The following is a 15,706-nucleotide window of genomic DNA, read 5'->3' as shown; positions in this document are numbered from 1 at the left end:
TCAGGAATGGCCAATCGCGGGCCGGCGCTCCATGATCGGCGCACGGCATGATGCGAGGCAGGAAGTCCAGCCACCATGAAACGTCTCAAGATCCTGCGGCGGTGGTTTGCGCGGAAGTTGGGGTTTGCGCGGCTGATGTGCCTTGCGCTGCTCGTCGTATTTGCCGGCGCTCGCCTCTGGGATCCGCCGCCGATCCAGGAACTGCGGCTGCGCACCTTCGACATGTTTCAGTTGATCGATCCGCGCCACAAGGCGGCGCGGCCGGTCACGATCGTCGACATCGACGACAAGAGCCTCGCCAGGCTTGGCCAGTGGCCGTGGCCGCGGACGCGGATCGCCGACCTGATCCAGAACCTCACCAGTCACGGGGCAGTCGCGATCGGCTTCGACGTCGTGTTCTCGGAGGCTGATCGGCTCAATCCGGATCTGGTCGCGAGCCAGATGCGGTACCTGGACGACGCCACCCGCGCCAGGCTGCGCGAGCTGCCGAGCAACGACCAGATCCTCTCCGAAGCGATCAAGCGCTCGCGCGTGATCCTGGGCGAGACCGGGCAGCGGGCGATTTCGTCCGAGGTCGACAAGTCGCTGCCCTTCACCGGCGTCGCGACGGTCGGCGAGGAGGGCGCTGAACGCTTCCTGTTCGAATTTCCCGGGCTGTTGCGCAACGTGCCCGAGATCGAGAAGGTCGCGGCCGGCCGCGGCCTGTTCTCGATCAAGACCGAGCGCGACGGCCTGATCCGACGCGTGCCGATGATCATGCGCGCCCAGGGCATGGTCATGCCCTCGCTCAGCCTCGAGATTTTGCGCGTCGTCACGGGCACGCCGACGCTGCTGGTTCGGACCGACAAGACCGGCGTGCGGGCCGTGCGTCTCAAGGGCGTGGAGATCCCAACCGACAGGAACGGTCAGCTCTGGGTGCATTATGCGCGCCAGGATCCCTCGATCTACGTCTCGGCTGCCGACGTGCTCGACAATACCGTGCCGCCGAACAAGATCGCCGGCAAGCTGGTGCTGATCGGCACCTCCGCGGTTGGGCTCAATGACATCAAGACCACGCCGGTGTCCTCGAACATGCCTGGCGTCGAGATCCACGCCCAGGTGCTGGAGAGCGTGCTGAGCGGCGCGGTGATATCCCAGCCGAACTATGCGCTCGGCGTCGAGCTGCTCGCCGCGCTCGTCATCGGCTTGCTCGTCATCATCTTCACGCCGAACCTCGGACCGGTCCGCCTCGTGCTCGCCGGCGCGACCTTCGCCGCGATCCTGATCGGAGTGTCCTGGTTCTTCTATGCGCAGCACCGCTATCTGATCGACTTCACGTATCCGCTGCTCTCGACCACCGCGATCTATCTGACGCTGATCTTCGCGAGCTTCGTGCGCGAGCAGCGGCAGCGCGTGCAGATCCGCGGCATGTTCGCGCAATACATGTCGCCGGTGCTGGTCGAGCAACTCGCGCAGTCACCGGAAAAGCTCGTCCTCGGCGGCGAGGAGCGCGAAATGACGATCATGTTCTCCGACGTGCGCGGCTTCACCACCATATCGGAAACCTACAAGCACGATCCGCAAGGCCTCATCGCGCTGATGAACCGTTTCCTGACTCCGCTGACCGACGTGATCATCGATCAGAAGGGCTATATCGACAAATATATGGGCGACGCCATCATGGCGTTCTGGAACGCGCCGCTCGACGATGCCGAGCACGAGGTCAACGCCTGTGAGGCGGCGATCCAGATGCTGGAGAAGATCGACGCGGTGAACAAGGACCGCGAGCAGGAAGCCATCGATGGCGGCCACGTCTACATCCCGCTCAATGTCGGTATCGGTCTCAACACCGGCATCGGCGTGGTCGGCAACATGGGCTCCGACCTGAAGAAGAACTATTCCGTGCTCGGCGACAGCGTCAACCTGGCGTCGCGCCTCGAAGGCCAGTCGAAGGAGTACGGCTTTCCCATTATCGTCGGCTCGAGGACCGCGCTCGCGGCCAAGGACAAGTTCGCGATTCTCGAGCTCGACTTCATCATGGTCAAGGGCAAGACCGAGCCGGAAGTGATCTACGCCATCGCCGGCCGCGCGGACGTGATGCATTCGGGCGCGTTCCAGCGGCTGCGCAACGTCACCATCGAAATGCTCGCCTGCTACCGCAGCCGCGACTGGCAGGGCGCGCTGGACGCGATCGAACGCGGCCGCGGGAGCGAAGATGCCGACACGCTGGAAAAGCTGTTCAAGCTCTATGAAGTGCGCATCAAGGAATTCCAGGTCAATCCACCGGCCGAGGGTTGGACCGGGGCCTATGCGCTGCTGACGAAGTAGCGGAGCAGATGCGCGGTTTGAAGCTAACCACACACTCGCTGTCGTCCTGGCGAAGGCCAGGACCCATTACCCCAGGCAGAAGTCGTTACGGCGAGCGGCCAACCACCAATCTTTGCCAAACGAATTCGGTGGTTATGGGTCCTGGCTTTCGCCAGGACGACGGCAGAGGGTTGAGCCGTCGCCTCACTCCGCCCCGATCGTCGTGAGGTCCTGGAACCAGTGCTGCGCCTGCACGAACTGCTTGACCTTGGGCGACAGCGCGTGCGGGTTGGTGTCGTGCACCACCCATACCAGCGTGGCGTCGTCGACGATCAGCGCGTGCGCCTGCGCCAGCAGCTCGTCCTGCTTGGTGCTGTCGAAGGTCTGCTTGGCCTCGTCGATTAGTGCGTCGACCTTCGGATTTTTATAGCCGCCCCAGTTGACGCCGACCGGCGCGATCTGGCTCGAATGGAAGAAGCGGACGATGGCGTAGAGCGGGTCGGAGGTGACGTAGGCGATGTTGTTGGCGGTAATGCCTGCGTTCATCTCGTCGGCCGCGCCCTTGCGCCAGTGGGTATAGAGTGTCTCGAGCTCGACGACCTTGAAATCGATGTCAATGCCGATCTCCTTGAAGCTCTGCTGCAAGAATTCGTTCATCGGCAGCGACAGCATCTGGCCGGTGCCGCCCTGTGCGATGATGAAGGTGGCCTTCAACGGCTTCGCCTTGGAGTAGCCGGCTTCCTCGACCAGCTTCTTGGCGGCGGCGACATCGTATTTCAGCTCGAAGCTCGGCTTGCCGAACCAGGGGCTCGACGGATCGACCTGTCCCTTTGCGGGTTTCGCAAGGCCATTCATCAGACCCACCACGGCTTCACGATCGATCGCGAGGTTCAGCGCCTTGCGCAGGCGGATGTCGGTCCAGGGCGAACCCGGCAGCACGCTCAGATGATAATTCCAGACATGCGGCGTGACGTTGTCGACGAGCTTCATGCCGGCGGCCTTGAGCTGCGGCACGGCATCCGGCGCCGGCGTTTCGATCAGATCGACTTGCCCGGCCAGCAGCGCATTGGTGCGCGTCAGCGCTTCCGGCATCGGCACCAGCACGAGCTTGTCGACCTTGGGAATGCGCTTCTTGTTCCAGTAATCCGGATTCTTCGTGAGCTCGGCGAGCTCGCGCGGCACCAGTTTTGTCAATTTGAACGGGCCCGTCCCCGAAGGCTGGCTCGCGAACTTGTCCCAGTCCTTGCCGAGCTTCTCGTATTGCGTCGGGCTCGACACCAGGAACCACAGCATCTGATAGGGAAAGAAGGAATCGACCGTCTTGGTGGTGATCTCCACCGTGGAGTCGTCGATCTTGGCGTAGCTCGCGACCGAGGGCAGGCGGGTCTTGACCTGGGCGCTCTGGCGCTTGTCGAATTGCGGCGCCTTGTCGTTGAGCACCTTGTCCAGATTCCAGATCACGGCATCGGCGTTGAACTCGCTGCCGTCGTGAAACTTCACGCCCTTGCGCAAGGTGAAGCGCCATTTGGTCTTGTTCTCGGCATCGACTTTCCACTCGGTGGCCAGTCCCGGCACCAGCTTTCCCGGCCGGTCGGCGACGTCCATTTCCCAGGCCACGAGCGGATCGTAGATGGTGTAGGCCGTGAACTGGTAGGCGCCGGCGCCGCGATCGGGCTGGCCGGTGGTCAGCGGGATGTCCGCCATCGAGATGCCGTAGCGCAGCACCGTCTCGGCGCCCGCGGGAATCGCGGACAACGCCAGCACAAGCACGGCGAAACACGTCGATAGTCGGATACGCATGGGCCAAAACTCCAGGGAAGGCTTCAAGGACAATCGGAGCCAAACCTGCAATCTTGATGCCAGAATAGGCAGCAAGGTGCTTTCACCCAGGCGTCATCACAAGGACTTGTCGTCGCAGGGGCAATTTGCAGAATAAGTTTCCCCATTGGCATAGGCATTGCATACGATTGCATCAAAATTAGTCATCGAAGCCGGAAAAGGATTGAGTCAATGCTTATCAATAAGAACAAGACCCGCGCGGCGCTGATCGCGTTGCTGGCGCTCAGTAGCGCGGCTGCGTGGCCGCGCGCGGCCAGTGCCGAAACGGTGCTGCGCATCGCCATGACTGCCGCCGACATTCCGCGCACGCTGGGCCAGCCCGATCAGGGCTTTGAGGGCAACCGCTTCACCGGCCTCACCATGTATGACGCGCTGACCGGCTGGGATCTGTCCTCGGCCGACAAGGCGAGCGTGGTGATTCCCGGCCTTGCCACCGAGTGGAAGGTCGACGATGCCGACAAGACCAAATGGACTTTCAAGCTGCGGCCGGGCGTCACCTTCCATGACGGCTCACCGTTCAATGCAGACGCCGTGGTGTGGAATGTCGAGAAGGTGCTGAAGCAGGACGCGCCGCAATTCGACGCCAGCCAGGTCGGCGTCACGGCCTCGCGCATGCCGACGCTGGCGTCGGCGAAGAAGATCGACGACATGACGGTCGAGCTCACCACCAAGGAGCCCGACAGCTTCCTGCCGATCAACCTCACCAATCTCTTCATGGCGAGCCCGGCGAAGTGGCAGCATTTCTACGAAAAGGCGGAAGGCGCTGACGCCAAGGCGAAATCGCAGGCCGCGTGGACCGCGTTTGCCAAGGACGCCGCGGGCACCGGCCCGTGGAAGATGGCCGCGTTCACCCCGCGCGAGCGGCTCGAGCTGGTCAAGAATGCGAGCTACTGGAACAAGGACCGCGTGCCCAAGGTCGACAAAATGGTGCTCCTCCCGATGCCGGAAGCAAATGCGCGCACCGCGGCGCTGCTCTCCGGGCAGGTCGATTGGGTCGAGGCACCGGCGCCGGACGCGTTGCCCGAATTAAAGCAGCGCGGCTTCAAGCTCTACGCCAACGAGCAGCCGCATGTCTGGCCGTGGCAGTTCTCGCGCGTCGAGGGCTCGCCATGGAACGACATCCGCGTGCGTAAGGCGGCAAACCTCTGCGTTGATCGCGAAGGCCTCAAGGATGGCCTGCTCGCGGGGCTGATGGTGCCGGCGACCGGCACCTTCGAGCCCGGCCATCCCTGGCGCGGCAAGCCGACCTTCGAGATCAAGTACGACAAGGCTGCTGCGCAGAAGCTGATGCAGGAGGCAGGATTCGGCCCGAACAAGAAGCTGACGGTGAAGACCCAGACCTCGGCGTCCGGCTCGGGACAGATGCAGCCGCTGCCGATGAACGAATATCTGCAGCAGGCGCTGGCCGAATGCTATTTTGATGTGCAGCTCGACGTCATCGAGTGGAATACGCTGTTCACCAATTGGCGCCGCGGCGCCAAGGACCCCAGCGCCAACGGCTCGAACGCGACCAACGTCACCTACGCGGCGATGGATCCGTTCTTCGCGCTGGTGCGCTTCCTGCAATCGGGCATGGCCCCGCCGGTCTCGAACAATTGGGGTTTCATCAACAATCCCAAGTTCGACGAGCTCGTGAAGAAGGCGCGGCAGACCTTCGATCCCGCCGCGCGTGACGCCGCGCTCGCCGAACTGCACGCGGCCTCCGTCGACGACGCAGCCTTCCTCTATGTCGCCCACGACGTCGGCCCCCGTGCCATCAGCCCGAAGGTGACGGGCGTCGTGCAGCCGAAGAGCTGGTTCATCGACTTCTCGCTGGTGTCGATGAACTAGTGAGGAGAGCACGCTGATAGGGCTCCCCTCCCCCTTGTGGGGAGGGGGTTGGGGAAGGGGGTTCACACGGGCGGTCCTTGTGTGGCCACCCCTCTCCCTAACCCTCCCCCGCAAGGGGGGAGGGAACCCTCTCATCGTGCGTCCCTTACTGTAGCCCGCGCACCCATTCGTGCGACATCCCGTCAGGTAATTCAGTGCTCGCCTATATCGCCAGACGCATCGTCTACGTCGTTCCGATCGTCATCAGCGTCGCGCTGGTGTGTTTTCTGCTCGTGCACATCACGCCGGGCGATCCGCTGGTGGCCGTGCTGCCGGCCGACGCCTCGCAGGAGCTCGCCGCGCAGCTCCGCACCGCCTACGGTTTCGACCGCCCGCTGCCGGTGCAGTTCGGGCTTTGGCTGCTCCGCGCGCTTCATGGCGATCTCGGCAATTCCATCGCCACGGGCCGCCCGGTGCTGGCCGAGGTCATGCGTGCGGTCAGCAACACCGTCACGCTGGCGATTGCGGCGGCGATCATCGGCTTCACCATGGGCATCCTGCTCGGCCTGATCGCCGGCTATTTCCGCGAAACCTGGATCGACAAGCTGGCGACGTCGTTTGCCATCGCCGGCGTTTCGGTGCCGCATTATTGGCTCGGTATGGTGCTCGTCATCATCTTCTCGGTCCAGTTGAACTGGCTGCCCGCCGTCGGCGCCGGACCCGGCGGCTCGGCCGCCTGGGCCTGGGACTGGGCGCATTTGCAATATCTCGTGCTGCCGGCGATCACGACCTCGGTGATCCCGATGGGCATCGTCACCCGCACGGTGCGCGCGCTGACCGGCGACATTCTCAGCCAGGATTTCGTCGAGGCGCTGCGTGCAAAGGGCCTGCATGAGCGCGGCGGGTTCCGCCACGTCATCAAGAACGCCGCGCCCACCGCGCTCGCGGTGATGGGACTTCAGCTCGGTTACATGCTCGGCGGCTCGATCCTGATCGAGACCGTGTTCTCCTGGCCGGGCTCGGGCTTCCTGCTCAACTCGGCGATCTTCCAGCGCGACCTGCCGCTGCTCCAGGGCACGATCCTGATCCTGGCGCTGTTCTTCGTCTTCCTCAATCTGCTGGTCGATATCGCGCAAGCCGCGATCGACCCGCGCATCAAGCGGGGTTAGCGGGATGAGGTGCCACACATTCAGTGTCGTCCCGGCGAAGGCCGGGACCCATAACCCCGAAAGGTGGTTGTGGAACGAGACGGCAACGACGAGTCCTCGCCAAATGGCCGGTCGTGGTTATGGGTCCCGGCCCCTCCGTGCGCAATTGCGCACTAGGCCGGGACGACATCGGAAAGTGCGGCTATGACCGATCTTCCGCTCTCCGTCACCTCCGACGCCGCGCTTCAGTCCGCGCCCGCGACCAAGGCGCGCGGCTATTGGGCGACCGTGGGCCGTCGTGTCCGGCGCGACAAGGTCAGCATGGTCTGCGCGCTGGTGCTGCTGCTGATCTTCCTGTCCGCGATCGTTGCGCCGTGGCTCGGTCTGGAAGATCCGTACAAGGGCTCGATGATCCGGCGCCTTCGGCACATCGGCACATCAGGCTACCCGCTCGGCACCGACGAGCTCGGTCGCGACATGCTGGCGCGACTGATCTATGGCGGCCGGCTGTCGCTTCTCATCGGCATTTTGCCCGTGATCCTCGCCTTCTGCATCGGCACGTCGCTCGGCCTCGTTGCCGGCTATGTCGGCGGCAAGCTCAACACCGCGATCATGCGCACGATCGACGTGTTCTATGCCTTTCCGTCCGTGCTGCTGGCGATCGCGATCTCTGGCGCGCTGGGCGCGGGCATCCTCAATTCCATCGTGTCGTTGACGGTCGTGTTCGTGCCGCAGATCACCCGCGTCGCCGAAAGCGTCACGACGGGCGTGCGCAACATGGACTTCGTCGATGCCGCGCGCGCCTCCGGTGCCGGTCCATTCACCATCATGCGCGTGCATATCCTCGGCAATGTGCTCGGTTCGATCTTCGTCTATGCGACCAGCCTCATCTCGGTCTCGATGATCCTCGCGGCAGGCCTGTCCTTCCTGGGTCTCGGCACCAAACCGCCGGAGCCGGAATGGGGCCTGATGTTGAATACCTTGCGGACCGCGATCTATGTCAATCCCTGGGTCGCCGCGCTCCCCGGTGCGATGATCTTCGCGGTCTCGATCTGCTTCAACCTGCTCTCGGACGGCCTGCGCAGCGCCATGGACATCAGGAACTAGCCATGAGCGAAACCAACGCGTCCGTCACGATGCTGGAGCCGATCGAAGACCTCGGCGGCGTCGCCCAACCGCTGCTTCAGGTCAACGGCCTGACCAAGCATTTTCCGGTGCGAGGCGGCCTGTTCGCCGCAAAGCGCACCGTGCGTGCCGTCGACAATGTTTCCTTCTCTGTCGCCAAGGGCGAGACCGTCGGCATCGTCGGCGAGTCCGGTTGCGGCAAATCGACCACCGCGCGGCTGCTCATGCATCTGATGCCGCGCGACACCGGCGACATCATCTATGACGGCATGAGCGTCGGCCAGTCGCTCTCCCTGCGCGAGCTGCGCCGCGGCATGCAGATGGTGTTCCAGGACTCCTACGCCTCGCTCAATCCGCGCCTGACAATTGAGGAATCGATCGCCTTCGGCCCAAAGGTGCACGGTATGGCCGACGGCGCTGCGCGCGTGCTGGCGCGCGAGCTGCTGGGCAAGGTGGGCCTGGTTCCCGCAAACTTCGCCAACCGCTACCCCCATGAGATATCCGGTGGCCAGCGCCAGCGCGTCAACATCGCGCGTGCGTTGGCCCTATCGCCGCGTCTAGTGATTCTCGACGAAGCGGTCTCCGCGCTCGACAAATCTGTCGAGGCGCAGGTGCTCAATTTGCTCGCCGATCTCAAGAGCGAGTTCGGCCTGACCTATCTCTTCATCAGCCACGATCTCAACGTCGTCCGCTACATCAGCGATCGTGTGCTGGTGATGTATCTCGGCGAGGTCGTCGAGCTCGGCCCGGTCGACGAGGTCTGGGACCAGCCGGCACATCCCTATACGCGCGCACTCCTTGCCGCGATGCCGTCTTCGGATCCGGATCGTCGCACCGAGACGCCGCCGATCACGGGCGATCCGCCCAATCCGATCGATCCACCCTCGGGCTGCCGCTTCCATACCCGTTGCCCGTTTGCGGAGCCGCTCTGCGCAAATGCGACACCAAAACTCACCGCGCTGGATAATATGGGCCATGAGGCCGCGTGCTACATGGCGATCCCGGGTTCAGGCCATAGCCGCGCGCCGAAGGAGGAAACCGCATGACGAGACCGACGACAAAAGAGATCAAGGCGACGGCACAGGTCGCAGGTGTTCCCGTCGACGATGAGATTGCGACGCGCATCTCCAATTCCATCGGACCGGCCTTCGAGGGCTTTGCGGCCATTGCCGGCACGTTGCCGTTCGATCTAGAGCCCGCGTTCTATCCGATCGCGCAGACTGCCAAGGTCTCGAAATGAGCACCGAGCCTGCATTGATGACGCTCACCGAGGTCGCGCGCGCAATCGCGATGAAGCAGGTGTCCTCGCATGAGGTGACGCGCGCGCTGCTGCATCGCATCGCGCAATGGCAGCCGCATCTCAACGCTTTCATGTCGATCGAGGCAGAGGCGGCGCTGAAGGCCGCCGATGCCGCCGACGCCGAACTCGCCAAGGGCGAAGTCCGCGGTCCGTTGCACGGCGTGCCGCTCGCGCACAAGGATATGTACTACGACGCAGGGCACATCGCGACCTGCGGCTCGCTGATCCGCCGCGATTTCGTTCCGACCGTCACCTCGACTGCCTTGCAGCGGCTGAAGGACGCCGGCCAGGTTCGGCTCGGCACGTTGCATCTCGCCGAATTCGCCTATGGCCCGACCGGCCATAACGCCCATTACGGTCCGGTGCGCAATCCCTGGAACGTGGCGCACATTACCGGCGGCTCGTCGTCCGGCTCCGGCTCGGCGGTCGCGGCGCGATTGACCTATGCCGCGCTTGGCTCCGACACCGGCGGCTCGATCCGCATGCCCGCGCATTTCTGCGGCGTCACGGGATTGAAGACCACGGTCGGCCGCGTCAGCCGCGCCGGCGCGATGCCGCTGTCGCAGTCGCTCGACACGGTCGGCCCGCTCGCCCGCACCGCCGAGGATTGCGCGCTGCTGCTGGCGCTGATGGCCGGCCCCGATCCCGAGGATTCGACCGCGAGCCGTGAGCCGCTGTCTGACTATGTCGGCGCGACCAAGGGCTCGCTGAAGGGCCTCAAGGTCGGCGTCCCCTCGTCCTTCTATGTCGACGATCTCGACGGCGAGGTTGCGCGCGTGCTGGACGAGACCATCGCGCTGCTCAAGCGTGAGGGCGCCGACATCGTCACGGTCGAGCTGCCCGATCAGCGGCAATTGTCCTCGGCAAGCCAACTCGTGCTTGCAGCCGAAGCCGCCGCCTTCCACAAGCGCTGGATGATCGAGCGGCCGCAGGATTATGGTCCGCAGGTGTTGATGCGGCTTCAGAACGGGCTCGCCGTCCCCGCCATCACCTATCTTGAGGCAATGCGCTGGCGCGGGCCGGCACTTGCCGCGCACAATGCAGCCACGGCTGGCGTCGACGCGATCATCGCACCGGCTTCGCCCGTGCCGGCGCCGACGATCGAGGAGAGCGACGTTGGCGGCGGGCCGAATGCGCCGGCGCTGTTGCAGCGGCTGACGCTGTTCACCCGTCCGGTGAATTACCTCGGCCTGCCGTCGCTCACGGTGCCCTCGGGCTTCACCAAAAGCGGTCTTCCGATCGGCATGCAGCTGATCGGCCGCTCGTTCGATGAAGCGACGCTGCTCACCATCGGCGCCGCGTTCCAGCGCGCCACCGACTACCACGCTCGGCTGCCGAAACTACCGTCATGACAAAGCTCGTCGAGATCTCAGGCCTCAATATCCGCTTCACCGGTGAGCGCACGGTCTATGCCGTGAACGATCTCAGCCTCTCGCTCGGCGACGGCGAGGTGCTGGGCCTGCTCGGCGAGTCCGGTTCGGGCAAAAGCGTGACCTTGCGTGCACTGATGCGGCTGTTGCCGAAGAAGCGCACGCAGATCACGGGCAAGGTCAACGTGATGGGCCGCGACGTGCTCGCCATGAACGACGAGCAACTGTCGTCGTTCCGCGGCCAGACCGTGTCGATGATCTTTCAGGAGCCGGCGCTCGCGCTCGACCCGGTCTACACCATCGGCGCGCAGATCGCCGAAAGCGTGGTGCGTCACGAGGGCAAGTCGTATGCGGAGGGCAGGGCGCGCGCACTCGAAATGCTCGATGTCGTGCGCATTCCTTCCGCAAAACGCCGGCTCGATGCCTATCCGCACGAGATGTCCGGCGGCATGCGTCAGCGCGCCATGATCGCGCTGGCGCTCGCCTGTCGTCCCAAGATATTGCTCGCGGATGAGCCGACCACCGCGCTCGATGCTACCGTGCAGATCCAGATCCTGCTGCTGTTGCGTGAATTGCAGCGCGAGTTCGGCATGTCCGTTATCTTCGTCACCCATGACATCGGGGTCGCCATCGAGATCTGCGACCGGGTCGCGGTGATGTATGCCGGCCAGATCGTGGAGCAGGGCACGCTTCGCGACATCGTCCGGTCGCCGGTGCATCCCTACGCCAAGGGTCTGCTCGCCTCGACCGTCCACGGGGCCAAGCGGGGACAGCGGCTCGAGACCATCCCCGGCACCCCGCCGTCGCTCGGCGAGAAGCCGCACAACTGCTCCTTTGCGCCCCGCTGCGCCGTAGCCCAGCCGCGCTGTCTGGAGCAGCTGCCTGGGAGCGTGGAGGTCGGGCCGGGCCGGGCGGCACGGTGCGTGCTGGCGGAGCCGGTCACCGCACTGTCGTGATTTTGGACTCCAAGCGGCGAGCGGGGAACAGCATTCAGACCTCGTTCATCCCGGTTCCGCTTCCATGGAACCGTTCACGGAGAGGGACCTCACTTATGTACATTTCCAATGAAGGCCTGCTTGTCATCCTGTTCGTCGGCCTGGTGGCTGGTTGGTTGGCCGGCAAGGTGGTGCGCGGAACCGGGTTCGGCATCATCGGCGACATCGTGGTCGGCATCGCCGGCGCGCTGGTGGCAAGCTTCCTGTTTCCGAAGCTTGGCATTCACATCGGCACCGGACTGATCTCGGAGATCATCTATTCCGCGATCGGCGCGGTCATCCTGCTGCTGGTGGTGCGGCTGGTCCGCGGCGGCGGCCGGTTCTAATGGCGCCCGAGTTCAATTGATCGAACTTTTGACCTCTCCCCGCCCGGGGAGAGGTGACATGTCTGCAAGAAAAAGCCGCAAGATCGTGGGATTCCGGACTTGCGTGCAAGGCCGGTCGCGGGTGATGTGGGCTATAGGGGTCCCGGGTGTTCGACTGCGTTGGGCGATGAGCGCAAACGCGATGTTAATCCGGGTCAATTACTCCTGAATTTGCCTTTGAAATCAGGGGCTTTGGCCCCTACCCGAAAGAGATCAGACTGATGGCAGCCGTTCCCGGCGTCCGCCGCTCAGAGCTCGGTGATGCGCTGCGCGCCTGTCGCACGGCGTTTGTCGGCGTCGGCTTGATGAGCTGCATGATCAACCTGCTCTATCTGACCGGGTCGATCTTCATGCTGGAGGTCTACGACCGGGTGCTGCCGAGCCGCAGCATTCCGACCCTGGTCGGCCTGATCGTCCTCGCCAGTTTCCTCTATATGGCGCAGGGCGTGCTGGACATGATCCGCAATCGGATCCTGGGTCGGGTCGGCACCGCGCTGGACGAAGCCCTGAACAAGCGGGTGTTCGACACCATCGTGCGCCTGCCGCTGCTGGTCGGCAGCCGCAACGAGGGGCTTCAGCCGCTGCGCGATCTCGACAATGTCCGCTCCTTTCTTGGCGGCATGGGCCCGAGCGCGTTCTTCGACCTGCCCTGGCTGCCGCTCTATCTCGCCATCTGCTTCGCCTTCCACGTCATGATTGGCGTCACCGCGCTGGTCGGCGCCGTCATCCTGGTCGGGCTGACGCTGGTCACCGAGTTCATGTCCCGCCAGCCGGCGAAAGAGGCGATGGGGCTTGCCGCCCAGCGCAACGATCTCGCCCAGGCCAGCCGCCGCAATGCCGAAGTCATGGTGTCGATGGGCATGGCCGGCCGGATGAACGCGCGCTGGAGCGAGGCCAACGAAAAATATCTCGACGGCAACCAGCGTGCGAGCGACGTCGCCGGCGGTCTCGGCGCGGTCGCAAAAGTTCTGCGCATGATGTTGCAATCGGCCGTGCTCGCGGTCGGCGCCTATCTGGTCATCCACCAGGAAGCGACCGCCGGCATCATCATCGCCGGCTCGATCCTCTCAGCCCGTGCGCTTGCGCCGGTCGACCTCGCGATCGCGCACTGGAAATCCTTTGTCGCGGCACGCCAGAGCTGGCACCGCCTGACCCGCCTTCTGGAGCAGATGCCGGCGCAGACGATGCCGACTCAGTTACAGGCGCCCACCAGCCGCCTCTCGGTCGAAGGCATCGCCATGGTGCCGCCGGGCGACCAGCGTCTCATCGTGCAGGACATCACCTTTGCGCTCGAAGCCGGCAACGGCCTCGGCGTGATCGGACCGAGCGGCTCCGGCAAGTCGTCGCTGATCCGCGCGCTGGTCGGCGTCTGGCAACCGGTCCGCGGCAAGGTGCGGCTCGACGGCGCGGCGCTCGACCAGTGGTCGTCGGACGTGCTTGGCCGCCATATCGGCTATCTGCCGCAGGACGTCGAATTATTCGGCGGCACGATCGCGCAGAACATCAGCCGCTTCGATCCCGAGGCCACCTCTGACGGCATCATCGCTGCCGCCAAGGAAGCCGGCGTGCACGAGATGATCATCAAGATGCGCGAGGGCTACAACACCCAGGTCGGAGAGCAGGGCACGGCGCTCTCCGCGGGCCAGGCACAGCGCGTGGCGCTGGCGCGCGCGCTCTATGGCAACCCGTTCCTGATCGTGCTCGACGAGCCCAATTCCAATCTCGATACCGAAGGCGACGAAGCGCTGACCCGCGCCATCCGCGCGGGGCGCGAGCGCGGCGCCATCGTCATCGTGGTGGCGCACCGTCCGATCGGCGTGGAAGCGGTCGACCAGATCCTGGTGCTGCGCGACGGCCGCATGCAGGCCTTCGGGCCGAAGGAGCAGGTGCTCGCCCAGGTGCTTCAGCCGCGCGTGACGCCGCCGGCGCCGATCAAGATCGTCAGCGAAGGCGGAGCCAAGGCATGAGCACGATGGCGCTCGGCGGGGCGAAGCCTGCCGCGAAGAGGACCGTACGGCAGTCGATCCGGTTTCACCTGATGCTCGGGCTTGGGATCGTGCTGGTCCTCCTGGTCGGCCTCGGCGGCTGGGGGTCGACCGTGCAGATCTCGGGCGCGCTGATCGCGCCGGGTCAGATCGTGGTCGAATCCAACGTCAAGAAGGTTCAGCATCCGACCGGCGGCGTCGTCGGCGAGGTGCGTGCTCGCGACGGCGACGTGGTCAAGGCTGGCGACATCGTGGTGCGGCTCGACGACACCGTCACCAAGGCTAACCTCGCCATCGTCACCAAAAATCTCGACGCCGCGCAGGCGCGTGCGGCGCGGCTCCAGGCCGAGCAGCGCGGGATCGACAGGATCGACTACCCGCAAGCGCTGCTCGATCGCGGCAACGATCCCGACGTCAAGGCGCTGCTCTCGGCCGAAACCAAGCTGTTCGACGTCCGCGTCAACGGGCGCGCCGGCCAGAAGGCGCAGCTGCGCGAGCGCATCCAGCAGCTCAACGAGGAGATCGAGGGCCTCTCCGCGCAGGAGCGGGCCAAGGACAGGGAAATCTCGCTGGTGCAGCAGGAGCTGATCGGTGTCCGCGATCTCTATGACAAACACCTGGTGCAGATCTCGCGCCTGACCACGCTCGAACGCGATAGCGCCCGCCTCAACGGCGAGCGCGCGCAATACATCGCCTCGCGCGCGCAGGCCAAGGGCAAGATCACCGAGACCGAGCTCCAGATCATCCAGGTCGACAAGGACATGGTCAGCGAGGTCTCGAAGGACCTGCGCGAGACCAACGACAAGATCGGCGAAATGATCGAGCGCAAGGTCGCCGCCGAGGACCAGCTTCGCCGCGTCGACATCCGCGCGCCGCAGGACGGCATGGTGCTGCAATCGACGGTGCATACCGTTGGTGGTGTCATCACCGCCGGCGACGCCCTCATGCTGATCGTGCCGCAGGCCGACGATCTCCAGGTCGAAGCCAAGGTCAATCCGGTCGATATCGACAAGCTGCAGATCGGTCAGAAGACTCTGTTGCGCCTGTCCGCCTTCAACCAGCGCACTACGCCCGAGCTCAACGGCGTCGTCAGCCGCGTCTCGCCCGACGTCACCACCGATCAGCGCACCGGCCAGAGCTACTACACCATCCGCGTCTCGCTGTCCGCAGAAGAGGTCGCCAAGCTCGGTGACTCCAGGCTGATCCCTGGCATGCCCGCGGAAGCCTTCGTCCAGACCGGCGACCGCACCATGCTGTCCTATCTGATGAAGCCGCTGCACGACCAGTTCATGCGGGCGTTCAGGGAGAAGTGACGCGCGGAAGCGCATCCTCGCCTCCTTTCGTCATTGCGAGCGTATTGAAGCAATCCAGGTTGCCTCCGCGGCGGGATTTCTGGATTGCTTCGCTACGCTCGCAGTGACGGGCGGCTTCTTTTTTGCTTTAGTTTTCTTGCTATAGCTCGATTCAGCCCCAGCAACCCGGCG

Annotated in this window: 12 protein-coding genes; 11 read left to right on the top strand and 1 reads right to left on the bottom strand. The window is 64.5% G+C overall.

What is annotated here, in order from left to right:
- Positions 1-75 precede the first annotated feature (75 nt).
- Entirely contained in the window at positions 76-2,307 is a 2,232-nt protein-coding gene (locus AC0L21_RS10505) for a CHASE2 domain-containing protein (RefSeq protein ID WP_473260961.1), read from the top strand.
- A 183-nt stretch (positions 2,308-2,490) separates the two neighbouring features.
- Here the strand turns inward: AC0L21_RS10505 and AC0L21_RS10500 are convergent, their stop codons facing one another.
- Positions 2,491-4,086: an ABC transporter substrate-binding protein gene (locus AC0L21_RS10500; RefSeq protein WP_473260957.1), complete on the bottom strand. Its 1,596-nt coding sequence runs from the start codon at positions 4,084-4,086 to the stop codon at positions 2,491-2,493.
- Positions 4,087-4,296: 210 nt separating this feature from the next.
- Here AC0L21_RS10500 and AC0L21_RS10495 point away from each other — a divergent pair, with 210 nt between their 5' ends.
- The 10 genes from AC0L21_RS10495 (at position 4,297) to AC0L21_RS10450 (ending at position 15,535) form a co-directional block, all read left to right on the top strand.
- Positions 4,297-5,955, top strand: coding sequence for an ABC transporter substrate-binding protein (locus tag AC0L21_RS10495; protein WP_473260955.1), 1,659 nt, complete (start codon positions 4,297-4,299; stop codon positions 5,953-5,955).
- Between the two features lie 194 nt (positions 5,956-6,149).
- Complete coding sequence (locus AC0L21_RS10490; RefSeq protein WP_473260953.1) at positions 6,150-7,103, top strand: ABC transporter permease; 954 nt, start codon at positions 6,150-6,152, stop codon at positions 7,101-7,103.
- 183 nt (positions 7,104-7,286) lie between these two features.
- Complete coding sequence (locus AC0L21_RS10485) at positions 7,287-8,189, top strand: ABC transporter permease (protein WP_473260951.1); 903 nt, start codon at positions 7,287-7,289, stop codon at positions 8,187-8,189.
- Positions 8,190-8,191: 2 nt separating this feature from the next.
- Positions 8,192-9,253 (top strand): ABC transporter ATP-binding protein, encoded by a 1,062-nt coding sequence (locus tag AC0L21_RS10480; protein ID WP_473260949.1) that lies wholly within the window; start codon positions 8,192-8,194, stop codon positions 9,251-9,253.
- Entirely contained in the window at positions 9,250-9,447 is a 198-nt protein-coding gene (locus AC0L21_RS10475; RefSeq protein WP_473260946.1) for a hypothetical protein, read from the top strand. Before AC0L21_RS10480 ends, AC0L21_RS10475 begins: the two co-directional genes overlap by 4 nt.
- Positions 9,444-10,859, top strand: coding sequence for an amidase (locus AC0L21_RS10470; protein ID WP_473260944.1), 1,416 nt, complete (start codon positions 9,444-9,446; stop codon positions 10,857-10,859). Before AC0L21_RS10475 ends, AC0L21_RS10470 begins: the two co-directional genes overlap by 4 nt.
- Positions 10,856-11,833 carry an ABC transporter ATP-binding protein gene (locus AC0L21_RS10465; RefSeq protein WP_473260941.1) on the top strand — a complete coding sequence of 326 codons (978 nt, stop codon included), beginning with the start codon at positions 10,856-10,858 and terminating at the stop codon, positions 11,831-11,833. Before AC0L21_RS10470 ends, AC0L21_RS10465 begins: the two co-directional genes overlap by 4 nt.
- Positions 11,834-11,928: 95 nt before the next feature.
- Entirely contained in the window at positions 11,929-12,198 is a 270-nt protein-coding gene (locus tag AC0L21_RS10460; RefSeq protein WP_007605178.1) for a GlsB/YeaQ/YmgE family stress response membrane protein, read from the top strand.
- A 260-nt stretch (positions 12,199-12,458) separates the two neighbouring features.
- Positions 12,459-14,204 carry a type I secretion system permease/ATPase gene (locus AC0L21_RS10455; RefSeq protein ID WP_473260939.1) on the top strand — a complete coding sequence of 582 codons (1,746 nt, stop codon included), beginning with the start codon at positions 12,459-12,461 and terminating at the stop codon, positions 14,202-14,204.
- Complete coding sequence (locus AC0L21_RS10450) at positions 14,201-15,535, top strand: HlyD family type I secretion periplasmic adaptor subunit (protein WP_473260937.1); 1,335 nt, start codon at positions 14,201-14,203, stop codon at positions 15,533-15,535. Before AC0L21_RS10455 ends, AC0L21_RS10450 begins: the two co-directional genes overlap by 4 nt.
- Positions 15,536-15,706 lie beyond the last annotated feature (171 nt).

This window comes from Bradyrhizobium sp. WSM4873 (assembly GCF_055811355.1).
The sequence above is the reverse complement of the archived record's forward strand: the minus strand, read 5'-3'. Positions and strand labels throughout refer to the sequence as shown.

Coding starts and splice junctions, on each gene's coding strand:
- AC0L21_RS10505 (WP_473260961.1), top strand. CDS start 76: ATGAAACGTCTCAAGATCCTGCGGCGGTGGTTTGCGCGGAAGTTGGGG.
- AC0L21_RS10500 (WP_473260957.1), bottom strand. CDS start 4,086: ATGCGTATCCGACTATCGACGTGTTTCGCCGTGCTTGTGCTGGCGTTG.
- AC0L21_RS10495 (WP_473260955.1), top strand. CDS start 4,297: ATGCTTATCAATAAGAACAAGACCCGCGCGGCGCTGATCGCGTTGCTG.
- AC0L21_RS10485 (WP_473260951.1), top strand. CDS start 7,287: ATGACCGATCTTCCGCTCTCCGTCACCTCCGACGCCGCGCTTCAGTCC.
- AC0L21_RS10480 (WP_473260949.1), top strand. CDS start 8,192: ATGAGCGAAACCAACGCGTCCGTCACGATGCTGGAGCCGATCGAAGAC.
- AC0L21_RS10475 (WP_473260946.1), top strand. CDS start 9,250: ATGACGAGACCGACGACAAAAGAGATCAAGGCGACGGCACAGGTCGCA.
- AC0L21_RS10470 (WP_473260944.1), top strand. CDS start 9,444: ATGAGCACCGAGCCTGCATTGATGACGCTCACCGAGGTCGCGCGCGCA.
- AC0L21_RS10465 (WP_473260941.1), top strand. CDS start 10,856: ATGACAAAGCTCGTCGAGATCTCAGGCCTCAATATCCGCTTCACCGGT.
- AC0L21_RS10460 (WP_007605178.1), top strand. CDS start 11,929: ATGTACATTTCCAATGAAGGCCTGCTTGTCATCCTGTTCGTCGGCCTG.
- AC0L21_RS10455 (WP_473260939.1), top strand. CDS start 12,459: ATGGCAGCCGTTCCCGGCGTCCGCCGCTCAGAGCTCGGTGATGCGCTG.
- AC0L21_RS10450 (WP_473260937.1), top strand. CDS start 14,201: ATGAGCACGATGGCGCTCGGCGGGGCGAAGCCTGCCGCGAAGAGGACC.